This window comes from Pseudotabrizicola sp. (assembly GCF_030656345.1).
GTDB lineage: Bacteria > Pseudomonadota > Alphaproteobacteria > Rhodobacterales > Rhodobacteraceae > Pseudotabrizicola.
In genome coordinates this window covers 109,791-132,782 of record NZ_JAUSNR010000056.1, presented here as the reverse complement: position 1 = coordinate 132,782, position 22,992 = coordinate 109,791, and the positions used below count along the sequence as shown (strand labels likewise).

Sequence of the window (22,992 nt, the reverse complement as noted above, 5' to 3'; positions counted from 1 at the left end):
CGTTTTTTGTGCCCAAGGCTGCCCGCAGATGCAGCAGGCCCGGATCGTTGTCAATTTAGGGCAGTGTCGCGACAAAGGGTCAAGTGCCATTTGAAAAGCGCAGCGCAGGATTTGATCTTTCGATCAAATTCAAGGCGATCTGCAACCTGTATGACGCGGCGTCAAAGGGCGCGCGACAAGACCAATGCATCGTCGCGATGACCGTCCAATGATGCGTAATATGCCTTCCTGCGGCCATTCAGGACGAATCCGGCCCGTTCATACAGCCGGATCGCCGGGTCATTCCCCGCCGCAACCTCCAGAAACGCCGTGGTTGCCGCGCGCGCCTTCGCTTCGGTCAAGAAATCCTGAATAAGCCGGGCCCCGATGCCTTGGCCCCGCGCCACCGGCAGGACGGCCAGCGTCAGCAATTCCGCCTCACCCGCGACGGCGCGGCCCAGAAGGAATCCGTTTGATTCGGCCAGCAGAAACACATGCGGGCTGCCCAGCAGGGATGTGATTTCGGCGGCGCTCCACGGGCGCGGCAGCGTAAAGCAGACGGCGTGGATCGCGGCCAGATCCGCAACCTCAGGCATCCAGAATCACCGGGGCCGGGTCACTGGACGGGGCCGCATCCGCGCCGCGCAGGTAGAACGGGGCGGGGCGGGGCTGAGATGTGCCTGCGCGGCTTGCCGAAATCCGGGCAATGGCTTCAACCATGTGCATCGGGGACAAGGCAACCGGCACACCAAGCCCAGCTGCCGCCGATCCGGTGACGGTTCCGGTCACGTTCAGCCCCGCCAAGGGGCGCAGCACAGCCGCTTCCGGCCCGTTGGCGCTGAAATGCTGCACATAAACCTCATCCCGGCGGGCGTCTTCCACCACCGTCACCGGACGCGGCAGGTCATGGGCCAACGCCTCCAGCCGGGTCACGCCGATGGCGGGGATGCCCAGCGACAGGGCCAGTCCGCGCGCCGCCGCAACCGAAATGCGCACGCCGGTAAAGTTTCCCGGCCCGGTGCCCACCGCAATCGACGTCAGATCGCGCCAGCCGATGCCGGCTTCGGTCAGCACTTCCTCCAGCAACGGCAGCAGACGCTCGGCCTGACCCTTGGCCATGTCCTCCACCCGGATCAGGCAGAGGCCATCGGGCAAAAGCAAAGCGGCGGCGCAATGCGCCGCCGATGTGTCGAATGCCAGAATGGTGTCAGGCGGCAACCGGGCGCACCTCGGTCACTTCCGGAATATAGTGGCGCAGCAGGTTCTCTATCCCCATTTTCAGGGTCAGCGTCGAAGACGGGCAACCGGCGCAGGCCCCCTGCATGTGCAGATACACCACGCCACGCTCAAACCCGTGGAACGTGATGTCGCCGCCATCCTGCGCCACGGCAGGCCGCACGCGGGTGTCAAGCAGTTCCTTGATCTGGCGCACGATGTCGCCATCTTCGCCGGTATGTTCGGCATGGCCGCCGGCCGCTTTCGCCTCGCCGTCCATCACCGCAGCACCCGATTGGTAATGCTCCATGATGGCCCCAAGGATGGCGGGCTTGATGTGCTGCCAGTCCGCGTCATCCGCTTTGGTCACGGTGACAAAATCGGTGCCGAAGAACACGCCTGTCACAGGGCCCGCCGCAAAGACGCGTTTGGCCAGCGGCGATTTCTCTGCCGCTTCGGCATTCGGAAAATCGGCTGTGCCGAGTTCCAGCACGGTCTGGCCGGGCAGGAATTTCAGCGTGGCGGGGTTCGGGGTCGACTCGGTCTGGATGAACATGGCTATCTCCGACAGTTCCACTTGGATATGGGGCGCGTCGCCCCACAAGTCAACCGGCAGACCTGATCAGCCCTGCGCTTCGTCCGATCCGAAATACGCATACATGGCATCCAGCGGCGACAGTTCGCGCAGCTTTGCATGTGCCTGTTCACGGGCCGTGGTGGTGCAATAGTCCAGTGTCGCGGCTTCGGCGCGGTCCAATGCGGTGACAGGCACTGCAAACGGATAATAGGTGTCTGGCGATCTGAGAGCGGTCATGGCGTAAGTCCCTTCATGCTCTCCTCCCTGCACCCTACTTAGGCCGTGCGGCACCGCGCCAAAAGGCCAAAGCACGCAACCCCGCCCTGCGCCAAGTGCAAGGCGGCATGGGTCAGGTGATCCGTTCCAGCCGTTCCTTGGACATCTCACCCGGAACAATGGTGACAGGGATCGGCAGCCCGCCCGCGTTCTTTGACATCTGGGTCACCAGCGGGCCGGGGCCGGATTTGTCACTGCCTGCGCCCAGAACCAGCACGCCGATTTCCGGCGTTTCGTTCACCAGTTTCAGGATTTCGGTCACCGGATCGCCCTCACGGATCACCAGATCGGGGTTCACCCCCTGTTTGTCGCGCATCCATTTGGCGAACACCTCAAAATGCGCCTCAATGCGCTCGCGCGCTTCGGCGCGCATCAGATCGGCCACGCCCATCCAGTGTTGATATTCTTCTGGCGGAATGACCGACAGAATGGTCACCCCCGCACCCGTATGGGCCGCGCGCAACGCGGCAAAGCGCATCGCGTTCAGGCATTCCCGGCTGTCGTCCAGCACGACAAGAAACTTCCGCATGTTGTTCTCCCCAAGCGGGCGCATCATGGCGGATCGGCGGGGGGGCTGGCAAGCCTTTGCGATGGGTCAGGCGAACCTTCGCGCCGCGTCCAGTGCCAGACCAGTGCCGACGCTGCCGAACATGTCGCCGGTGGCAATCGGGGTGCCGGGCAGGCAGCGGGTCACGGCATCGCGCAAAACCGGCAGGCTGGCCGAACCGCCGGTCATGAACACGGTGCCGATGTCGCGCGGGGCCACCCCCGCCTTGCGCAGCACTTCGGCCAGCCCCATGGTCAGGCGCTGCACGGGCTGCGTCACGGTCGCCTCAAACCCCGTGCGCGACAGCGGCTTGTCGCGTCCGCCGGTCAGCGCGGCGATGGCGATCTTCGTCTCGGTCTGCCCAGACAGGTCAATCTTCGCCGCCTCTGCCGCCATGGCCAGCGCATGGCCCTGGCGTTGCTCCAGCACCGACAGCATCCGGTCCAGCAGGTGGGGCGAGGTGGCCCGCTGGCGCAATTCCTTGATCTCACGCGCAACCCCCGGCGCATACATGGTGTTGATCCGGTGCCAGCTGGCCAGATCGAGGTAATAGTGCTGCGGCATCGGGGCCTTGCCGCCATGCACAAGACTGCCAAGCCCCAGATCCGGCATGATGTGGTCAAGGCTCAGCATCCGGTCCAGATCGGTGCCGCCAAGACGCAGGCCGTGATTGGCAAGGATATCGCCGCTTCGGTCAGACCGCGTTGCCCCTGCGGGTGACACCCGGATGACGGAAAAGTCCGTGGTGCCGCCGCCGATGTCGACGATCAGCACCAGTTCTTCAGCGGTGATCCGGCTTTCATAATCCAGCGCCGCCGCGATCGGTTCAAACTGAAACCCCACTTGGGTAAACCCGGCCTCACGCGCGATGGCTTCCAGCACATCCTGCGCGGCGTGATCGCCCGCCGCATCGTCATCGACGAAATGCACAGGCCGCCCCAGCACCACATGATCGGTGCCGGGTTGTGCCGCCTCCAGCTTGCCGCGCAGATGGCCAAAGAACCGCCCGATGATCTGGGTGAACGCAATCGCCCGGTTGCCGACCCGGGTTTTCTCATGGATCAGATCCGACCCCAGCGCGCTTTTCAGGCCCCGCATCAGCCGCCCGTCATCGCCTTCGACGTAAGCTGCCATGGCGGCACGGCCGAACTGCGGCGGTGCGCCTTCGGCATCCCAGAATACGGCCGAGGGCAGGGTGACATGCGCCCCTTCCAGCGCAATCAGCTGCGCGCCGTTGCCTGCCGGAATCGAAACCGTGGAATTGGAGGTGCCGAAATCCACCCCGCAAACGCGTGCCTGTGCCATGTTGTCCCCTGATCGCAAGCCGGCGGGGGTAAGCGGTTTGCGACCCGCTGTAAAGACCTACTCCGCGTCGGCCAGCAGGGCTGCCAGATCAAACCGCTTATTGACCATCGTCAGCGTGCCGCTGGCATCGCGGGGCCAGTCTGCCTCGGGCCGGTCGACATACAGCTCTATCCCGTTGCCATCGGGATCGGTCAGATAGATCGCCTCGCTCACCCCGTGGTCTGCCGCGCCGTCAATCGGCCAACGCGCCTCGACCAGCTGCTTGAAAACCTGCGCCAGCGCCTTGCGATCAGGAAACAGGAACGCGGTGTGATACAGCCCGGTGTGGCCGGGCGGTGGCGGGGTGCCGCCCGCACTTTCCCAGGTGTTCAGGCCGATATGATGGTGATAGCCCCCCGCCGACAGAAACGCGGCCTGCGGCCCATAGCGTTGCGTCAGGCCAAAGCCGAGGATGCCGGAATAAAACGCGATGGCCCGGTCAAGATCCGCCACCTTCAGGTGAACGTGGCCCACGCGGGTTCCGGGGTGAATGGTGCTCATGGTGCCCTCCTGTGGGCCAAGGTGTGACGCAAGGAACATAACCGCGCAGATGGCCAATACATAGAGACAGGATTGCACAGACACTGTGGGGAAAAAGCCCCCCGATCCGGGGGGACCGGACCGGGGGCAAAAGGGCGGGGCTGCATTGGGGGCCGGGGAACGACCCGAGTGGCAGCAAAGAGGGGGACAGGCCCGCCCGTCGCACCCACCGTTAGCGCGGCTTGGAATCAGTCATGTGACACGGGCCGCGCGGCGCAGGGCGCGGATCATCATCGTCTGCACCAGACCGGCCAGCATCATCGCAAAAGACATCATCGCCCCGACCAACCCGACGATCAACCCGATGGCCGTATCGCTGATCCGGATTGTCGCGCGCAGCAGCCGCGATTTGCCCAGCACTTCGGCGCGAGAGACGGTTCTGGCCCCCAATGCCTCGGACGCGCGGGCCAGCCGTCGGGCGTCCACTGCATCATCCACCAGCGGCAGCAGGTGCAGCGCGGGCACCGGCCCGGCGGCTTCGGCCACCCGGCCAAGGTCGGTCACGGTGTCGGCCAGCGGGCGCAACGCGTCAGCGCGCAGCAGCGCCACCGCATCATCCGTGCCGCGTACCTTTGGCAGATCGGCCCAGCGGATGCCGTCGGTCACCGCCGCCGCCATCCGCGTCGTCAGCGCGGGCGACAGGCGGCCCATGCCCCGCGCCAGCCGGATCGTCGCCGTCCCCGCCTTGACCGTGGCAGAGGTCCCGCCGGTCGCCACCAGTGCCGCCGTTGCCCCCAGCCCCAGAACAGACAGGCCAAGGTCCAGCTGATCCACCGGCTGCCCCATGCTGTAATCCGCCCCCGCCTTCACCACCCCGCGCAGATCTTCCACCGGGGTCAGCAGGATCGGGGCCTTGCAGATCAGCGCGGTGGACAGTGAACAGGTGCGGATATCCCAGATGCAGGCAAGACAATCGCCCGACATCGCCATCACACCCGAGTCCTCCTCCCACGCCTGCGCGTAAGCCGCGGGCAACGGTTGTCCCTGTTCTTCCGCAACCCCCGCCAATGCCTGCAATGCCACCCAATTGCGCGGGGTCTCGACCAGCCGTGCGGTGATCAGCGCGTCCAGCCGCGCGGGCGTGGCCTCTCGCGCCATCATCCGGTCGGTCAGCGCCACAAGCTCGGCAGCGCTGCGGTCGATGATCGGGGACAGCGTGGGATTGTTAGCGATCTGAATGCCAGAGCGCAGGGTCATTGCGAGTGACCCAATGAAAAAAAACAGCAAAAGGGTCCGCGCCAGAGGTTTCATCCAGCACATCATAGCAAAGCGGTTTGTGCGGGCACAGCCCCTATCCCTGCGGGGGAAGCGGCTGTGCCAGACGGTTTACCCCTGTCAGCGGCGTGACCGTATCATGCCCGTGATATCGTAGACGCGGTCCAGAATGGGCCGCGCAATCGCCTCGGCCCGGTCGGCCCCTGCGCCCAGAATGCGGTCAATTTCGGCCGGGTCCTGCATCAGACGGTTCATCTGGGTCGTGATCGGGGCCATCACCGATACGGCCAGATCGGCCAGCTTCGGCTTGAACGTCCCGAACAGGGCGCCAGCGTTTTCGGCGACCACCTCTGCCGCCGTCATCCCGGCAAGGGCTGCATAAATGTTCACCAGATTGCGCGCCTCGGCCCGGTCTTTCAGACCGTCGAGGGTTTCGGGCAGGGGTTCGGCATCGGTCTTGGCCTTGCGGATCTTGGCGGCGATGGCATCTGCATCATCGGTCAGGTTGATGCGCGACTGGTCCGACGGGTCGGATTTCGACATCTTCCTGGTACCATCGCGCAGGGACATGACGCGGGTAGCGGCACCTTCGATCAGCGGTTCGACGATCGGGAAGAATTCTACCCCGTAGTCATGGTTGAACTTGGCCGCGATATCGCGGGTCAGTTCCAGATGCTGCTTCTGATCCTCGCCCACCGGCACGTGGGTGGCGTGATAGGCCATGATATCGGCGGCCATCAGCGCGGGATAGGCGTACAGACCCAGCGACGCGGCTTCGGCGTTCTTGCCAGCCTTGTCCTTGAACTGGGTCATCCGGTTCATCCAGCCCAGACGGGCGACACAGTTGAAGATCCACGCGAGTTCCGCATGGGCGCTGACCTGTGACTGGTTGAACAGGACCGACCGGGCCGGATCGACGCCCGAGGCGATGAAGGCCGCTGCCCCCTCACGCGTCTGCTGGCGCAGCTTGGCCGGGTCTTGCCAGACGGTGATGGCGTGCATGTCGACCAGACAATAGATCGTCTCGATCCCCTCATCCTGCTTTTGCGCAAAGCGTTTCAGGGCACCAAGGTAATTCCCCAGGGTCAGCCCGCCCGATGGCTGGATGCCCGAAAAGATCCGCGGCGGGAAGGCTTGCGGCGTTTGGACCGCCGAAGGCTCTGACATGGTCGTCTCCATCTGGATAAAGCGTCCCGGCTGGCGTAATCCATGGGCAAGGGGGCGTCAATTGCGCAGGCCCCGCAGGAGAGCCCGATGCAAGACATGAATGCCGCCCCGCTGAACCCGCTGCCGCTGGTGGTCTGGGTGCTTGCCCTGCCGATGATCGCGATGGAGCTGGTGCTGGCTGCGGCCGGGGCCGGGCTGGTCGGCGGGGCGCAGGGGATTGGCTGGCGCCTGCAGGCGCTGGAGCGGCTGGCCTTTTCGCCAGACCTGATGCGGTATCTGCTGGAGACCGGGCAGTTTCCGCTGGACGGGTGGCACCGGCTGGTGAGCTACCCCTTTGTGCATGGCAGTCTGACCCATGTGATCTTTGCTGTCGTCATCTTGCTGGCCTTGGGCAAGATGGTGGGCGAGGTGTTCCGCTGGTGGGCGGTGCTGCTGATCTTCTTTGCCTCGGCCATCGTGGGGGCCTTGGTCTACACGCTGGCGCTGCCGGGGGTTCGCGCGCCGCTGATCGGAGCGTATCCGGCGGTCTACGGGTTGATCGGGGGGTTCACCTTCCTGTTGTGGGTCAATCTGGCGGCGGTGGGGGCAAACAAGTACCGGGCCTTTACCCTCATCGGGTTCCTGCTGGGCATTCAGCTGATCTTTGGGCTGCTGTTCGGGGGGGGCTATGAATGGGTAGCCGATCTGACCGGGTTTGCGACCGGGTTTGTGCTGTCTTTCGTGGTCAGCCCGGGGGGCTGGGGGCGGGTGTTGGAAAAGGTGCGGCAGCGCTAGCTTCGACCTGTATTACGGGGGTGCCGACCCAATGAATTCAAAGGGTTGTTTTTGACTTTGATGAACTCTTAAGCTTTGAGCTCGTCAGCCCGATTTGCGGCGCAGGGCCGACCTGAAATCCGACAGCCGGAACGCGCCGATCAGGGTGCCGATGGCGAAATAGCTGACGATGCCTGCGCCGATCAGCAGCGCCAGTCCCAGATAGCGCAGCCCGGGTGTGCCCAGCATCGGGCCAAGGGCGGTCATCATGCCAAACAGCACCAGACCCATGGCAAAGGACGCCAGCAGTATCCGCCATGACCGGGCGCGGAAGCGGGGGTCAAACTGCGCCTCTGGCCCCATGCCGCGACTGCCGCGCCACAGCTGCCAGACCATCACCCAGGCCGACAGCGTGGTGGCCAGCGCCGCCGCGACAAAGCCGATCACCGGCATCAGCCCGATGGCGATCAGCGCGTTCACGATCATGCAGATCACGGCATAGCGGAACGGGCGCCTGGTATCTTCACGCGCGTAATACAGCGGTTGCAGCACCTTCTGGAACACAAAGGCGGGCAGGCCCAGCCCGTAGGCGGCGAGCGCCATCGCGGTATTGGCGGTATCATCCGGGCCGAAGGCCCCGCGCTGGAACAGCACGGCGCACAGCGGCATGGCAATCACCACCAGCGCCACCGCCGCCGGAAAGGTCAGCGCCAGCGCAAATTCTGTGCCCCGGTTGAAGCTGTCCCGCCCGCCCTGCGCATCGCCTGCGCGCAGGCGGCGCGACAGATCGGGCAGCAGCACGGTGCCGATGGCAATGCCGACCACGCCAAGCGGCAGCTGATACAGGCGGTCGGCATAGGACAGCCACGCCACCGCGCCTTCGGTAAAGCTGGCGACCTGACGGCCCACCAGCAGGTTGATCTGGATGACGCCCCCCGCCAGCACGGCAGGCGCGGCGATGATGAACAGGCGTTTCAGCTCTGGCGTCATTTTCGGCCATGTTGGCACCAGCGCAAAGCCCATGCGCGCCGCAGACCACCATGTGAAGGCGAATTGCGCAACGCCGGTCAGCGGCACCGTCCATGCAAGGGTCAGGCCCATATCCCAGCCGAAACGGTCGGCCAGCAGCATTGAGGCAATGAACATCAGGTTCATCAGCACCGGCACGAAAGATGCCTCGGTAAAGCGGCCAAAGGCGTTCAGCACGCCGGACAGCAGCGCCACAAGGCTGATGAACAGGATGTAGGAAAACCCGATCCGGCCATACAGCACCGCCAGATCAAAGCGTTCGTCACCGGCAAAGCCCGATGCCATGGCCCAGACCAGCCAGGGCATTGCCAGGGTGCCCAGCAATGAGAACACGATCAGAATCCCCGCCAGTCCGGAAAATGCATCGCGGGCAAAGCCCTTGGCATCTTCGCCGCCTTCCAGCTTTTTGGAGAACATTGGCACGAAGGCCATGTTAAAAGCGCCTTCGGCAAAGAAGCGGCGGAACATGTTGGGCAGGGAAAAGGCGATCAGAAACGCCTCTGCCACCGGGCCGGCACCCAGATAGGCTGCCATCATGATATCACGGGCAAAGCCAGCACCGCGTGACAGCAGCGTCCAGCCGCCGACCACCATGATCGAGCGGATCAGCCGGATCGGTTTCATTGCGTTGCCCGTTCCCTGCCTTCGATGATGGCCTGGCGCAGCTTTTTTTCCAGTGCGTCCTGCTTGGGTTTGGAATGCATTTTCAACCCGAACATATCCTTGACGTAAAAGCTGTCGACCACCTGTGCGCCATAGGTCGCGATGACGGCGCTGGCAATATAGATGTTGTTGTTGGCCAGCGTGCGGGTCAGATCATACAGCAGGCCGGGGCGGTCGCGGGTATCCACCTCGATGATGGTGTAGATGTCTGACCCTTCGTTGTCGAATATGACATGGGTCGGAAAGCGGAATTCGCTTTCGCGCTTTTTCACCTTGTCACGGTCTTTCAGGGCGTCGCGGGCCACAACCTCACCGCGCAGGGTTTTCTCGATCATGCTGCGCAGGCGGGGCAGGCGGGCTTCATCATAGGGTTTGCCGTCGGCGTCCTGCACCCAGAACACCGCCGTGGCATAGCCGTCTTTCGACGTATAGGTGCGGGCGTCGACGACGTTGGCCCCCACCAGCGCCAAGGCACCTGCAAGGCGTGAGAAGATGCCCGGATGATCGGCCAGCGCAAAGGCAGCGCGGGTGGCATCGCGGTCGGGTTCGGGGTGCAGGTCGATACGAATCTCGTCATCGGCCAGACCGCGCAGCAGGCGGGCGAAAACGGCTTGGGTCTCTGTCGGCAGGCCCTGCCAATAGGGGGCGTAGTGCCGGGCCAGTTCGGCGCGGATATCGGCTTGCGGCCAATCGGACAGCGCTTCGCGCAGGGCTTTCTTGCCCTCGGCCTCGCGCTTGGTGCGGTTGACGTTTTCCAGCCCGTTTTCCAGCGCCTCGGCGGTTTCATGATACAACCGGCGCAGCAGCATGGCTTTCCAGTTGTTCCAGGTGCCGGGGCCGACGCCGCGGATGTCGCAGACGGTCAGCACGGTCAGCAGATCCAGCCGTTTGCGGGTTTTCACCGCCTTGGCAAAGTCGCGCAGCGTGCGCGGATCGCCAATGTCACGCTTTTGCGCGACATCGGACATCAGCAGATGATAGCGCACCAGCCATTCTACGGTTTCGGTTTCGTCATGCGTCAGCCCAAGGCGGGGGGCGATGCGGCGGGCCATCTGCGCGCCGATGATCGAATGATCCTCTGGCCGGCCCTTGCCGATATCATGCAGCAAGAGGGCCACATACAGCACCTTGCGGTTGATTCCGGCGTTGAGGATGCCGGAGGCGACGGGCAGTTCCTCGATCAGCTCGCCGCGTTCGATCTGGGCCAGAACGCTGACGCATTGGATGATGTGTTCGTCCACAGTGTAATGGTGGTAGACGTTGAACTGCATCATCGCGACGATGCGTTCAAACTCCGGGATGAAGGCGCCCAGCACGCCCAACTCGTTCATACGGCGCAAGGCACGTTCCGGGTTGCCGTGTTTGAGCAGCATGTCGGTGAACAGGCGCACCGCTTCGGGGTTGTCGCGCACCGTGTCGTCGATCAGCGACAGGTTGGCTGCGATCATCCGCATGACATTGGGGTGCAGCAGGTAGCCTGTGCGCAGGGCTTCTTCGAAGATCTGCAGCAGGTTCAGCGGGTCGGTCAGGAAGGCGACCTCGTCGATCACGTCGATGCGGCCCTGCACCAGCCGGTAGCCGTCGCGCACGCGTTTCTTGCGCTTGAAGATGCCGAACAGGCTGGCCTCGGGCTTGGCGTGGCGGGCTTCGAGTTCGGTGAGGAAGATGCGGGTCAGCTCGCCGACGCGGGTGGCGTGGCGGAAGTAGTCCTGCATGAAGATTTCCACCGCGCGGCGCCCATTTGCATCGCGGTAGCCCATGCGTTCGGCAACCTCGACCTGCAGGTCGAAGGTCAGCTGGTCCATGGCGCGGCCGGTGATGTAGTGCAGATGGCAGCGCACGGCCCAGAGGAATTCCTCGGCGGTGCGGAAGGTGTCGTATTCTTCGGGGCGGAACAGGCCGATGGCCACCAGCTCGCGCGCGGCGGGCACGCGGTGCAGGTATTTGCCGATCCAGTACAGGGTCTGCAGATCGCGCAGGCCCCCCTTGCCCTCTTTGACATTGGGTTCCAGCACATAGCGCTGCCCGCCCTGACGTTTGTGGCGTTCGGCGCGTTCGGCGAGTTTGGCCTCGATGAATTCCGGGCCGGTGTTGCGGAACAGATCGGACCAGAGCCTGTCGCCAAGATCCGTCGCCAGCGGCTCGTATCCGGCAATAAAGCGATGTTCCAGAAGGGCGGTGCGGATGGTGATATCCTCGCGCCCCAGACGGATGCAGTCCTTGACGGTACGGGTCGCGTGGCCGACCTTCAGCTTCAGGTCCCACAGCATGTACAGCATGGATTCGACCACGCTTTCAGCCCAGGGCGTGGTTTTCCACGGGGTCAGGAACAGCAGGTCGACATCTGATGCCGGGGCCATCTCGGCCCGACCATAACCGCCGACGGCGACCACGGCGATGCGCTCCGATTCGGTGGGGTTGGGCAGCGGGTGCAGCCAGTGGCAGGCCACGTGCAGCACGATGCGCACCAGCCCGTCGGTCAGCACCGACTGGCCCAGCACCAGCGCGCGGGCGTCGCGCGGACGCGCAAGAAACGCCTCGGCCAGAGCGGCATTGCCGCGCGCCCGCACCTGCGCCAGGTGGCGGACCGCGATGCTGCGCTGTTCCCGGCTGTCAGGGGCGGCGGGGCTGGTGGTTTTCAGCTCTTGCGCGATGGCCGCCAGACAGGCGGCGGTGTCGATGATCTGGTCGGGTGGCAAAAGCATGTCGGGCGCAGCCAAGGCGGGGGCTGCGCCCGCAAGGGGCGATCGGGTGGCGGCGGTGCGCGCCACGGGTCTGGCCTTATGACCCGAAGCCGCCGAAGCTGCGCGGCGCAGCGTCGATGATCACGACCTGATTGTTGCGGATCTGGGCCACGGCCAGCCCGCGTTCGTTCTGCCCGTCAGAGCGCAGGCGGAAGATGCCGTTGACCCCGACAAAACCGGCGGCCTGAGTCAGTGCCTGTGCGTTCAGGTCTGTGGTGCGGCCCTGTTTCAGCAAGGCCCCGATGGCGGCGATACCGTCATAGGCAAGGCCGGAAATCGGATGCGGCGGCTCGCCGAAGGCGGCTTGATAGCGGTTCTGATACTGCTGATAGCGCGCCGGATCGGGCAGGGCAAACCAGCCGCCCTGCACACCCGGCAGGCCAAGCGTTGCTTGCGGAATGTCCCAGCGGGTCAGTCCGATGAACTGGGTCACCGAAGGCGAGAGCCCATTGTCGGCCAGAATCTGGCTTACCAGTGGCAGCGCCCCCGCCGTATCGGCGGTCAGGAATACCGCGTCGGCATTGTTGTCGCGCGCGGTCGCAGCAATGCGCGGTGCGGCAGACAGCACGCCGTTTTGCGAGAATTCGTAAGACCCGACCGCGACCACCGAGCCGCCGGCCCGGGCCACGCCCTGTTCGATCGCCCGGCGGCCCAGCTGGCCGGCAGTGTTCTGGTCATGCACCACCATGATCCGGCTTTTGCCATTGCGCACGGCATAGCCGGCCAGCCGGTCGGCGGTGTTGCCGAAGGTCTGGCCAAGGATGAAGACATTGCCGCCGGCAATATCGGGGTTGTTGGAAAACGCCAGAACATTGATGCCACGTGCCCGTGCCGCAGCGCCGGCGGCATTCGCCTCTTGCGCGAAGACCGGGCCGAGGATGATTCTGGCTCCTTCGTCAATGGCGCGGGTGGTCATGGCCTGCGCCGTCGCGGGCTGACCGGCGGTGTTGTAGACCCGCAGGTCGATCCGGTTGGTGCCCAGATCGGTGATCGCCAGACGGGCGGCATTCTGCAAGGAGCGCGCCAGCAGCTCATCACTGGCCTGACCCGAGCCTGAGGGCACCAGCAGCGCCACGATCACCGGAGCTGACGAATCAACCACCGCGCCACCCGGGCCACCGGCGGGCTGACAGGCGGCAAGGGCCATCGCAGCCAAGGCAAGGGCCGCATGACCCAGCGACTTGCGGGCCCGGCGTATAACAGACAACATATGGACTTCCTCTTCCCGAACGGCGCAGCGTTGAAGGCTGAACTTACGGGCAATGACCGACGAAGTAAACTTGTCAGGACCAGCACGATGACAGCCGAAAGCGAGAACTCCGTCCAAATTGACCGGCATCAGGCCGCCGCACGCGAGATTCCGCCGGGGCTGTATTTCATCGCAACCCCGATCGGGGCTGCGCGCGATATCACCCTGCGGGCGCTGGACCTGCTGGCCGGGGCAGATGTGCTGGCCGCAGAAGACACCCGCAGTCTGCGCCACCTGATGGAGATCCACGGGGTGGCGCTGAAAGACCGGGCCCTCGTGCCCTATCATGAGCATAATGAGGCGCAGGCCCTGCCCCGGCTGATGCGGGCGCTGAGCGAGGGCAAATCGGTGGTCTATGCGTCAGAAGCGGGAACCCCGCTGATTTCTGACCCCGGATTCGGGCTGGCCCGGGCGGCGATTGCAGAAGACCTGCCGGTGCTGGCCGCCCCCGGCGCATCGGCGGTGCTGTGCGCGCTGACCGTATCGGGCCTGCCGTCAGACCGATTCTTGTTCGCGGGCTTCCCGCCCTCGGCCAAGGCGGGGCGGCGCAGGTTCCTGGACGGGCTGGTGCGGACCCAGGCGACGGTTATTTTGTATGAAAGTCCGAAACGCATTATCGAAACATTAGGTGAATGTGTGCGAGTGTTCGGGGAAGAGAGACAGGCGGTGGTGTGCCGGGAACTGACGAAACGGTTTGAAGAAGTGACCCGCGGCACGCTGGCAGATCTGGTGACAGCCTATGACGGGCGGGATGTGAAGGGCGAAATCGTGTTGCTGATCGACCGCGGGGCAGAAGTGCAGGCCGATGCCGGGACGGTCGAAGCGGCGCTTGACCGTGCAATGGACAGCATGTCGATCAAGGATGCAGCTGCGGCGATTGCCGATGCCTATGGCGTGCCGAGGCGCGAGGTCTATCAGCTTGCGCTGTCGCGGGCCCGGACGGGGAAGGATGGCTGACTGGCGGGTGTTTTGGCCTGCTGATGGGTGGAATTGGTCACGAAAGGATGCGGGATGAGCGGACGCACAAGCTATTATGCCGGAGTTTCGGCGGAAGATCAGGTTGCACAATTCTATGACCGGTCCGGCCGGCAGGTGGTTGCCCGGCGCTGGCGCGGCCCGGGCGGTGAGATCGATCTGATTGCCCGTGACGGAACAGAGGTGATTTTCATCGAGGTCAAGCAGGCCCGCAGCCATGCGATCGCCGCAGAGCGGGTGACGCCCCGGCAGATGGCGCGGATTTATGCGTCGGCCGAGTGCTTTATCGGTAAGGAACCTGCGGGATCGCTGACCCCTGTGCGGTTTGATGTGGCGCTCGTCGACGGGACTGGCCGGATCAAGGTGTTGGAAAACGCGTTCGCCGCCTGACAGTTTGCATCTTTCTGCGCTTTGCGCCAATGCTGCGGCAATCACGGAGGATTGCCAATGCCGCTTAAGGTTGCCCTGCAGATGGACCCTATCGGATCTGTCAATATCAATGCCGACAGCACGTTTCGCATCGCGCTTGAAGCGCAGGCGCGGGGGCATGCGTTGTTCTATTACCCGCCGGACCGGCTGGCCTTTGTCGAGGGCCGGGTCATGGCGCGGGGGTTCTGGATTGAGCTGCGGCGCGAGCTTGGCAATCATGTGAGTTTCGGGCCTGAGGTTGAGGTCGATCTGTCTGACATGGATGTGGTCTGGCTGCGCCAGGATCCGCCATTCGACATGGGCTATATCACCACGACCCATCTGCTGGAGATGATCCATCCGAAGACCTTGGTGGTAAATGATCCGTTCTGGGTGCGGAATTTTCCGGAAAAGCTGTTGGTGCTGCGTTTCCCGCACCTGACCCCGCCGACGGCAATTGCCCGGGATCTGGCGACGATCCGGGCGTTCAAGGCGCGGCATGGCGATATCATTCTGAAGCCTTTGTACGGCAATGGCGGCGCGGGGGTGTTCCGGCTGGACCCGAACGACCGCAATCTGGCCAGTCTGCATGAGATGTTCACCGGCATGAACCGCGAACCGTTGATCGTGCAGAAGTTTTTGCCGGCGGTGGCGGCCGGGGACAAGCGGGTAATTTTGGTGAACGGCGAGCCGGTGGGGGCGATCAACCGGGTGCCGCAGGAGGGGGAGACCCGGTCGAACATGCATGCGGGGGGGCGGCCCGAGCAGGTGGGGCTGACCGCGCGCGATCTGGAAATTTGTGCTGTGATTGGGCCAGTGCTGCGCGACAACGGGCAGATCTTTGTCGGCATCGATGTGATCGGGGACTGGCTGACCGAGATCAACGTGACCTCTCCCACCGGCATTCAGGAGCTGGAGCGGTTTGACGGGACCAATACGGCGGCCCGGATATGGGAAGTGGTCGAGGCCAGACGGGCGGCTTAGCGCGCCTTTGGTGTGACTGCCGTCATTTGGCTGGCGCGGGTGAAATGTCGGGACGAATTTTCTGCGAAAATTCGGGGTGTTGGCGGGGCATCAGACGGCAGGGCGACGGAAATTTTCGCAGAAAATTTGTCCTGCGGTGGGGCTATGGTTTTGCGCCCACCGCAAAGCGGTAGCTGATCGCCTCGGCCACATGCGGCAGGCGGACCTGTTCTGATCCGTCCAGATCGGCGATGGTGCGGGCGACGCGCAGCACGCGGTGGTAGCCCCGTGCGGTCAGGCCCATGCGTTCGGCGACGCGGGCGATCAGGGCGCGACCCTCCGGGTCGGGGGTTGCGACCTCTTCCAGGCGTCTGCCTTCCAGATCGGCGTTGACGCGCAGCGTCTCGTCATCGGCATATCGCATCGATTGCAGGCTGCGGGCGGCGGCCACGCGGGCGGAGATGGTGGCGGAGGTTTCGCCTGTCGCCGGCAGGTCGAGGTCGGCATAGGCGACCGGGGGCACGTCGACGCGCAGATCGAAGCGGTCCATCAGGGGCCCTGAGATCCGGCCCAGATAGTCATCGCCACACAGCGGCGCTTTGGCGCAGGCGCGGGCCGGGTCGGACAGGTAGCCGCAGCGGCAGGGGTTGGCGGCGGCCAGCAGCAGGAAGCGGCAGGGGTAGCGGATATGGGCATTGGCGCGGGCCACCATCACCTCGCCGGTTTCAATCGGCTGGCGCAGGGTTTCCAGCACCTGTCTTGGGAATTCGGGGAATTCGTCGAGAAACAGCACACCGTTATGCGCAAGGCTGATTTCCCCCGGTTTTGCGCCTTTGCCGCCGCCCACAATTGCCGCCATCGACGCCGTGTGATGCGGTTCGCGGAACGGGCGGTCACGCGAAATGCCGCCTTCGGTCAACAGCCCGGCCAGCGAGTGGATCATCGAAGTTTCCAGCGCCTCGACCGCCGACAAGGGTGGCAGGATTCCCGGCAGCCGCGCTGCCAGCATGGATTTGCCAGAGCCCGGCGTGCCGACCATCAGCATATGGTGGCGACCTGCGGCGGCGATTTCCAGCGCGCGTTTGGCGCGTTCCTGCCCCTTTACCTCGGCCAGATCGCGGCCGCCGCTGCGGGGCAGCACCTCGCCCGCCTCGGCCGGGGGCAGCGGGCATTGGCCGGTGTAGTGGCGGACCACTTCATCCAGCGAGGTGGCGGCGAGCACTTCGGTGGCCCCGACCCAGGCCGCTTCGGCCCCGCAGGCGCGCGGGCACAACAGGGCGCGGTCACTTTCTGCGGCGGCCATTGCGGCGGGCAGTGCGCCGATCACTGCGATCAACCGGCCATCGAGGGACAACTCGCCCAGTGCCACCGTGCCTTCGACCTCATCCTTCGGGATGATGTCGAGCGCGGCCAGAAGGGCCAGCGCGATGGGGAGGTCGAAATGCGACCCTTCTTTCGGCAGGTCGGCGGGCGACAGGTTGATGGTGATCTTCTTGGTCGGCAACGCGATGGACATCGCGCTGAGCGCAGCGCGCACCCGCTCTTTCGCTTCGGACACCGCCTTATCGGGCAGGCCGACGATGGAAAATCCGGGCATGCCGGGCGACACGGCGCATTGCACCTCGACCAGACGCGCCTCTGCCCCTTCAAATGCCACTGTGTAGGCTTTGGCGACCATTTTGTACCCCGATCCCTTGGCAAAGGGTTAACGGGGCAGGGTTAGCGAATGGTTAATGCGGGTGGCTTTGACGAGCGGCTTAGAGCAAAGCCATGAACTTCGGCCAGGCTGCCGGGTCGGCCACGGTTTTGTCGCGGCAAAAGGCGTTGCAGAAGCCAAAGCGGCGGCCATCCAGTTCGAGCACATGGGTGACGCGCTTGCCGGAATAGGGGCAGGCGGTGTTTTCTGATGCCGTGCCATCCACCGCGCGGGCGGGCAGCGGCGTGGGGCCGGGCCAGTCCCGTGTGGCGTAATCGCGGCGGTAGAAGTCCTGATCTGCACCGTCGACCAGACCCATGGCGCGCCATTGGCGGAACGAGGGGTGCGCCAGATGCGCCTGCACATAACCCATCGCGCGCGGGCTGACCGGCAGGTTATAGGTGGCGATGCGGCTGGCGACCGGGGCGAAGAACACATCGGCGGCGGAGTAATCGCCGCACAGCCATTTGTGGGCTCCGGTTTGGTCCCATGCCCATGCCCAGAGGGTTTCCAGCCGCTTCAGGTCATCCAGAACGCCTTGCGGCGGCGCGCAATCGGTGTAGCTGACCCGCAGGTTCATCGGGCAATGCGACCGCAGGGCAGTGAAGCCTGCGTGCATTTCCGCCGCCAGCACCCGGGCGATGGCGCGAGGGTTCGGACCTGTCGGCCAGATGCCCGCCTGCGGATGGCGCGAGGCGAGTTCTTCGGCAATCGCCAGGCTTTCCGGGATGACCACTCCATCGGGGGTTCGGATTGTGGGGGCGGTGCGGGCGGGGTGGAAGGCTTTGAGCAGGGTTGGCAGCTCATCCGTGTACAGCCGCGCCTTGTGCAGTTTGTACGGAATGCCGAAGGCATCGAACAGCAGCCAGCCGCGCAGGGACCAGCTGGAATAGGCGCGGTCGCCGATCACGAGGTCATAGGGGGTGGTCATTGGATGCGCCTTTCGCTTGGGGTGGGACCAGCTAAGGGCAGGGCGGGCAGCAAGGGAAGTGATGATTTATGGGGCGGGTCATCACGGAATGTGATTGATGCGCAGCGCCTGCCAGCCAGCTGGCGTCTTGTGCAGTTCTGTCACGGACAGATTGTCGATCTTGTGCCGGAACACCGCCTGCACGGTCAGGCCAAGCCGGTACTGCAGGGCGGCGAGGATGGCACCGAAGTGGCAGACGATGATGGTGTCACCTGTCAGCCGGTCAAGGGCTGCTGCGATGCGCCCGGTGATGTCATCCCAGCCTTCGCCCCCCGGCGCGCGCAGGGCACCCGGCGTTTCCCAAAAGGCGCGGATATGGGCGGGGTCTGCCGCCTCGGCTTGCGCGAAGGTCTGCATTTCCCAGGTGCCGAAGTGCAGCTCGCGCAAGGCGGGGTCATGCGGCAGGCGCAGGCGTGTGGGCAGGGCCAGCGCATCGGCGGTGGTGACGGCGCGCGACAGGTCGGAAGAGATCAGCGCGGCATCGGCGGGCAGATGGGCCGACAGACGTGCAATGGCGGCGGTGTCGGACAGGTCGGCGGCAAGGTCGGTCCAGCCGACCATGGCCTTGGCATGGGTGGGGCCGTGGCGGACGAGGTGCAGGCGGGTCACAGCGTACCCTCGGGCAGGGTGCCCTTGAGCACGAAGGGCAGGCCCGCCATGACACCCACCACCAGCCCGGCACGGGCGGCGATCAACTGGTTCAGGCGGCCCTGCGCGTCGCGGAATTGTCGGGCCAGCGCATTGTCGGGAACAATACCCCAACCCACCTCGTTAGAAACCACCACGACCGGAGCGGGGCTGGAGGCAAGCGCCGCGACAAGGCTGTGGGAGGAGGCGTCCATATCCTGACCGGCCAGCAGCACGTTGGACAGCCAGAGCGTGGCGCAATCAAGCAGAACCGCCCCGGCGGGGTCACACCTGCGCAGGGGGGCGGCGATGTCGAGCGGGGCCTCAACGGTCGTCCAGTCCGGGCCTCGGTCGGTGCGGTGTCGGGCGATGCGCTCCTGCATCTCGGCATCAAAGGCCTGGGCGGTGGCGATATAGGTGCGGGGGCGATGGGTGGCGGTGATCAGGCGTTCGGCAAGGCGCGATTTGCCTGACCGCGCGCCGCCGATCACCAGCGTTAGGGCGGGAAGCGAAAAAGTCGAGGGCTGGAGTGATCCGGTTGCAGACACGTTGCGTATAACCTTTCAAAAGCGGCGGCTGGTTTGCATGTTTGTTGCGCAAGACCGCGCCACCGCCGGGGTATCAGGAACCGGGAGTTACTGAGATGGCACTGGACGGATATAACGACCAAACCATGTCCCGCCAAGCGATGCGGGCGGAATTGCTGGATGCAGAGACCGAGCTGAAGCTGGCCTATGCCTGGCGCGACCAGCGCGATGAACGCGCGCTGCACCGGCTGATCACCGCCTATATGCGGCTCGCGATTTCGATGGCGTCGAAATTCCGGCGCTACGGCGCGCCGATGCCGGATCTGATTCAGGAAGCCTCGCTTGGCCTGATGAAGGCGGCGGACAAGTTTGACCCCGACCGTGGCGTGCGGTTTTCGACCTATGCCGTGTGGTGGATCAAGGCCAGCATTCAGGATTATGTGATGCGCAACTGGTCGATGGTGCGCACCGGATCGACCAGCAGCCAGAAGGCGCTGTTTTTCAATCTGCGCCGGGTGCAGGCTAAGCTGGAGCGCGAGGCGTCGCAGCGCGGTGAGACGCTGGATCAGTTCCAGTTGCGCCAGCTGGTGGCGACCGAGGTGGGGGTGCCGCTGGCCGATGTCGAAATGATGGAGGGGCGGCTTTCGGGCTCGGACTTTTCGCTCAACGCCACGCAGTCGAGCGATGAGGACGGGCGCGAGTGGATTGACGCGTTGGAAGACGAGTCGGCGGGGGCGGCGGAGCAGGTGGAGTTGTCGCATGATTCCGAACGCCTGCGCGAATGGCTGGTGACAGCGATGCAGGCGCTCAAACCGCGCGAGCGGTTTATTGTCGCACAGCGCAAGCTGCGGGACGATCCGCGCACGCTGGAATCTCTGGGTGAAGAGTTGGGGCTGAGCAAGGAACGCGTGCGGCAGCTGGAGGCGGCGGCCTTTGCCAAGATGCGGCGCACCCTTGAAAACCAGTCGCGGGAAGTGCAGCACTTTCTGTTATGACCAGACTGATCCTGACGCTGGGCCTGCCAATGGTCCTGACTGTGGCCGCAGGCTTCGCCCATGCGGCAGAAATCGGGGCGGAGGCGCTGGATACGGTGCCGCGCGTTGATGTCGTGGTGCTGGGCGAAATCCACGACAACCCCGAACATCACCTCAATCAGGCGCGGGCGGTGTTTTCGCTGACCCCGCGCGCGGTGGTCTGGGAGCAGTTGAGCGCGGAGGCGGCGGGGCGGGTGCCTGCCGACCTTGGCGACATGACTGCGGTGTCGCGCGCCTTGGGCTGGGAGGCCAGCGGCTGGCCCGATTTTGCGATGTATTATCCGGTTTTCGTGGCCGCACGCGACGCGCGCCACTATGGTGCCGAAGTGCCGCGCGATCTGGCGCGGCGGTCGGTGACAGAGGGGGCTTTGGCGGTGATGCCGGACGGGCCGGGGCTAGCCCGGGTGCTGCCGCAGGCGGAGCAGTCCGCGCGCGAGGCCGAGCAAATGGCGGCGCATTGCGATGCAATGCCAGAGGGTCTGCTGCCCGGTATGGTGCAGGCGCAGCGCTTGCGCGACGCCTATCTGGCGCAGGCGGTCTTGCAGGCGCTGGAGGAGGTCGGCCCGCCGGTGGCGGTGATCACCGGATCGGGCCACGCCCGCAAAGATTGGGGCGTGCCTGCGGTACTGGCGGATGCCGCACCGGGGGTGACGGTTCTGTCAGTCGGGCAGCTGGAAGGCACCGCACCGGAAGACGCGCCGTTTGACCTGTGGCTGGTGACCGAGCCGGTGGAACGCGACGACCCCTGTGCGGCGTTTCGCTGACGGGGTGTTGCCTTTGGCGGGCTTTGCGCCCTAACCTGCCGCGCGGCAGGGGAGTGGTGTATATGCTGGCCGGAAAACGGGTGCTGTTGATCATTGGCGGCGGGATTGCGGCCTATAAGTCTTTGGAACTGATCCGGCTTGTGCAAAAGGCCGGGGCATCGGTGGTGCCAGTGCTGACCCGGGCGGGGGCGGAGTTTGTGACACCGCTGAGCGTATCGGCACTGAGCGGGCACAAGGTGTATCAGGAGCTGTTCGATCTGACCGACGAGGCAGAGATGGGGCATATCCAGCTTTCGCGGGCCGCCGACCTTTTGGTGGTGGCCCCGGCAACGGCGGATCTGATGGCCAAGATGGCGACGGGGCGGGCGGATGATCTGGCCTCGACCCTTTTATTGGCGACCGACAAGCGGGTGCTGGTGGCCCCGGCGATGAATGTGCGGATGTGGGGGCACCCGGCGACGCAGCGCAATCTGGCGGCGTCGCGCGGCGACGGGGTGCTGATCGTCGGCCCGAACGCGGGCGAGATGGCTTGCGGCGAATACGGGCCGGGGCGGATGGCCGAGCCGGTGGAGATTGTGGCGGCCATCGGTGCCGCGCTGGGCGGTGGGCCTTTGGCGGGGCGGCATGTGCTGGTGACGTCCGGCCCGACGCATGAGCCGATTGATCCGGTGCGCTATATCGCCAACCGCTCCTCTGGCGCGCAGGGGACGGCGATTGCAGCGGCGCTGCGCGATCTGGGCGCGCGGGTGACGTTTGTGACCGGGCCTGCCACAGTGCCCGCGCCGGGCGGGGTGGATGTGGTGCGGGTGGAAACGGCGGCGCAGATGCTGGCGGCGGTGCAGGCGGCCCTGCCCGCCGATGCGGCGGTGATGGCGGCGGCGGTGGCCGATTGGCGGGTCGCCAATGCGGGCGCGCAGAAGATGAAGAAGGACAGCACGGGGCAGGCCCCACGGCTGGAATTTGCCGAGAACGCCGATATTCTCGCAACAGTTTCGCAGGGGACGTTGCGCCCGCGACTGGTGGTGGGCTTTGCGGCGGAAACCGAGCATGTGGTGGACCACGCCACCACCAAGCGCCTGCGCAAGGGCTGCGACTGGATCGTGGCCAATGATGTCTCGCCCGCGACCGGCATCATGGGCGGGGCGGAAAATGCGGTGACGGTGATCACTGAGGCCGGTGCCGAGGTCTGGCCGCGGATGGCCAAAGAGGCTGTGGCGCGGAAATTGGCAGATAGGATTGCGGAGGCGCTGCAGTGAGCCCGGTTGTGAAGATCGTCTTTGAGGATTGGGCAGACCGCGATCTGCCTTTGCCTGCGTATGAAACGCCGGGTGCTGCGGGGGCCGACATCCGCGCCAATCTGCCGCCCGATATGCGGGCGGCGGGGTTCACCCTTGCACCGATGCAGCGGGCGATCTGCCCGACCGGCATCCGGGTGGAAATCCCGCAGGGGTTCGAGATGCAGATCCGGCCCCGCTCGGGGTTGTCCACCAAGTCAGGCATCACCCTGCCCAACACGCCGGGCACCATCGACAGCGATTATCGCGGGCCGCTGGGCGTGGCTTTGATCAACCTGTCGGATCAGCCCTATACCGTGCGGCATGGCGACCGGGTGGCGCAGATGATCGTGGCCCCGGTGATACAGGCGACTTTTGCCGTGGTGGAAACCCTGGGCGATACCGCGCGCGGGGCGGGCGGCTTTGGCTCGACCGGGCGATCATGACCGTGCCGGC

General features: G+C 65.0%; 24 protein-coding genes. 8 read left to right on the top strand and 16 right to left on the bottom strand.

Features of this window, described 5'->3' with window-relative positions:
* Window positions 1-161: 161 nt before the first annotated feature.
* The 9 genes from Q7J44_RS23185 to trpS form a co-directional block, all read right to left on the bottom strand.
* A complete protein-coding gene (locus tag Q7J44_RS23185) occupies window positions 162-575 on the bottom strand; it encodes a GNAT family N-acetyltransferase (RefSeq protein ID WP_304883444.1) in 414 nt (137 codons plus the stop codon).
* Window positions 568-1,197 carry a tRNA (adenosine(37)-N6)-threonylcarbamoyltransferase complex dimerization subunit type 1 TsaB gene (gene tsaB / locus Q7J44_RS23180; protein WP_304883443.1) on the bottom strand — a complete coding sequence of 210 codons (630 nt, stop codon included), beginning with the start codon at window positions 1,195-1,197 and terminating at the stop codon, window positions 568-570. The genes Q7J44_RS23185 and tsaB overlap by 8 nt, the downstream gene beginning before the upstream one ends.
* Window positions 1,187-1,750, bottom strand: a complete 564-nt coding sequence (locus tag Q7J44_RS23175; protein ID WP_304883442.1) for a NifU family protein — start codon at window positions 1,748-1,750, stop codon at window positions 1,187-1,189. The genes tsaB and Q7J44_RS23175 overlap by 11 nt, the downstream gene beginning before the upstream one ends.
* 66 nt (window positions 1,751-1,816) lie before the next feature.
* Window positions 1,817-2,008, bottom strand: a complete 192-nt coding sequence (locus tag Q7J44_RS23170) for a hypothetical protein (RefSeq protein WP_304883441.1) — start codon at window positions 2,006-2,008, stop codon at window positions 1,817-1,819.
* A 112-nt stretch (window positions 2,009-2,120) separates the two neighbouring features.
* Window positions 2,121-2,576 (bottom strand): universal stress protein, encoded by a 456-nt coding sequence (locus tag Q7J44_RS23165; RefSeq protein WP_304883440.1) that lies wholly within the window; start codon window positions 2,574-2,576, stop codon window positions 2,121-2,123.
* Window positions 2,577-2,642: 66 nt separating this feature from the next.
* Complete coding sequence (locus Q7J44_RS23160) at window positions 2,643-3,899, bottom strand: Hsp70 family protein (RefSeq protein ID WP_304883439.1); 1,257 nt, start codon at window positions 3,897-3,899, stop codon at window positions 2,643-2,645.
* Window positions 3,900-3,956: 57 nt separating this feature from the next.
* On the bottom strand, window positions 3,957-4,439 hold the full coding sequence (locus Q7J44_RS23155) for a VOC family protein (RefSeq protein WP_304883438.1): 483 nt from the start codon (window positions 4,437-4,439) through the stop codon (window positions 3,957-3,959).
* Between the two features lie 231 nt (window positions 4,440-4,670).
* Complete coding sequence (locus tag Q7J44_RS23150; protein WP_304883437.1) at window positions 4,671-5,675, bottom strand: hypothetical protein; 1,005 nt, start codon at window positions 5,673-5,675, stop codon at window positions 4,671-4,673.
* A 138-nt stretch (window positions 5,676-5,813) separates the two neighbouring features.
* Window positions 5,814-6,860, bottom strand: a complete 1,047-nt coding sequence (trpS, locus tag Q7J44_RS23145; protein WP_304883436.1) for a tryptophan--tRNA ligase — start codon at window positions 6,858-6,860, stop codon at window positions 5,814-5,816.
* Window positions 6,861-6,947: 87 nt separating this feature from the next.
* On the opposite strand from trpS, the gene Q7J44_RS23140 reads away from it, so the two are divergent.
* Window positions 6,948-7,634, top strand: coding sequence for a rhomboid family intramembrane serine protease (locus Q7J44_RS23140; protein ID WP_304883435.1), 687 nt, complete (start codon window positions 6,948-6,950; stop codon window positions 7,632-7,634).
* An 84-nt stretch (window positions 7,635-7,718) separates the two neighbouring features.
* Here the strand turns inward: Q7J44_RS23140 and murJ are convergent, their stop codons facing one another.
* The 3 genes from murJ to Q7J44_RS23125 form a co-directional block, all read right to left on the bottom strand.
* Window positions 7,719-9,266 (bottom strand): murein biosynthesis integral membrane protein MurJ, encoded by a 1,548-nt coding sequence (gene murJ, locus Q7J44_RS23135; RefSeq protein WP_304883434.1) that lies wholly within the window; start codon window positions 9,264-9,266, stop codon window positions 7,719-7,721.
* Window positions 9,263-12,010: a [protein-PII] uridylyltransferase gene (locus tag Q7J44_RS23130; RefSeq protein ID WP_304883459.1), complete on the bottom strand. Its 2,748-nt coding sequence runs from the start codon at window positions 12,008-12,010 to the stop codon at window positions 9,263-9,265. The genes murJ and Q7J44_RS23130 overlap by 4 nt, the downstream gene beginning before the upstream one ends.
* A 76-nt stretch (window positions 12,011-12,086) precedes the next feature.
* Complete coding sequence (locus tag Q7J44_RS23125) at window positions 12,087-13,259, bottom strand: penicillin-binding protein activator (RefSeq protein ID WP_304883433.1); 1,173 nt, start codon at window positions 13,257-13,259, stop codon at window positions 12,087-12,089.
* An 87-nt stretch (window positions 13,260-13,346) separates the two neighbouring features.
* Between Q7J44_RS23125 and rsmI the strand changes: the two genes are divergently transcribed.
* Genes rsmI through gshB form a run of 3 tightly spaced genes read left to right on the top strand, consistent with a single transcriptional unit; the run spans window position 13,347 to window position 15,665 of the window.
* On the top strand, window positions 13,347-14,255 hold the full coding sequence (gene rsmI, locus Q7J44_RS23120) for a 16S rRNA (cytidine(1402)-2'-O)-methyltransferase (RefSeq protein WP_304883432.1): 909 nt from the start codon (window positions 13,347-13,349) through the stop codon (window positions 14,253-14,255).
* Between the two features lie 54 nt (window positions 14,256-14,309).
* Entirely contained in the window at window positions 14,310-14,663 is a 354-nt protein-coding gene (locus Q7J44_RS23115) for a YraN family protein (protein WP_304883431.1), read from the top strand.
* A gap of 57 nt (window positions 14,664-14,720) precedes the next feature.
* Window positions 14,721-15,665, top strand: coding sequence for a glutathione synthase (gshB, locus tag Q7J44_RS23110; protein WP_304883430.1), 945 nt, complete (start codon window positions 14,721-14,723; stop codon window positions 15,663-15,665).
* Window positions 15,666-15,807: 142 nt separating this feature from the next.
* Here the strand turns inward: gshB and Q7J44_RS23105 are convergent, their stop codons facing one another.
* The 4 genes from Q7J44_RS23105 to cobU form a co-directional block, all read right to left on the bottom strand.
* The gene (locus Q7J44_RS23105; protein WP_304883429.1) at window positions 15,808-17,322 is read right to left on the bottom strand and encodes a YifB family Mg chelatase-like AAA ATPase; all 1,515 of its coding nucleotides are present in this window, start codon (window positions 17,320-17,322) and stop codon (window positions 15,808-15,810) included.
* A 79-nt stretch (window positions 17,323-17,401) separates the two neighbouring features.
* Window positions 17,402-18,271, bottom strand: coding sequence for a glutathione S-transferase (locus Q7J44_RS23100; protein ID WP_304883428.1), 870 nt, complete (start codon window positions 18,269-18,271; stop codon window positions 17,402-17,404).
* Window positions 18,272-18,352: 81 nt separating this feature from the next.
* Complete coding sequence (locus Q7J44_RS23095; protein WP_304883427.1) at window positions 18,353-18,919, bottom strand: histidine phosphatase family protein; 567 nt, start codon at window positions 18,917-18,919, stop codon at window positions 18,353-18,355.
* Entirely contained in the window at window positions 18,916-19,485 is a 570-nt protein-coding gene (gene cobU, locus Q7J44_RS23090) for a bifunctional adenosylcobinamide kinase/adenosylcobinamide-phosphate guanylyltransferase (protein WP_304883426.1), read from the bottom strand. Before cobU ends, Q7J44_RS23095 begins: the two co-directional genes overlap by 4 nt.
* A 95-nt stretch (window positions 19,486-19,580) precedes the next feature.
* On the opposite strand from cobU, the gene Q7J44_RS23085 reads away from it, so the two are divergent.
* The 4 genes from Q7J44_RS23085 (at window position 19,581) to dut (ending at window position 22,982) form a co-directional block, all read left to right on the top strand.
* A complete protein-coding gene (locus Q7J44_RS23085) occupies window positions 19,581-20,459 on the top strand; it encodes an RNA polymerase factor sigma-32 (protein ID WP_304883425.1) in 879 nt (292 codons plus the stop codon).
* On the top strand, window positions 20,456-21,262 hold the full coding sequence (locus Q7J44_RS23080) for a ChaN family lipoprotein (RefSeq protein WP_304883424.1): 807 nt from the start codon (window positions 20,456-20,458) through the stop codon (window positions 21,260-21,262). The genes Q7J44_RS23085 and Q7J44_RS23080 overlap by 4 nt, the downstream gene beginning before the upstream one ends.
* A 62-nt stretch (window positions 21,263-21,324) precedes the next feature.
* Complete coding sequence (coaBC, locus tag Q7J44_RS23075; protein ID WP_304883423.1) at window positions 21,325-22,518, top strand: bifunctional phosphopantothenoylcysteine decarboxylase/phosphopantothenate--cysteine ligase CoaBC; 1,194 nt, start codon at window positions 21,325-21,327, stop codon at window positions 22,516-22,518.
* The gene (gene dut / locus Q7J44_RS23070) at window positions 22,515-22,982 is read left to right on the top strand and encodes a dUTP diphosphatase (protein WP_304883422.1); all 468 of its coding nucleotides are present in this window, start codon (window positions 22,515-22,517) and stop codon (window positions 22,980-22,982) included. Before coaBC ends, dut begins: the two co-directional genes overlap by 4 nt.
* Window positions 22,983-22,992: the final 10 nt, after the last annotated feature.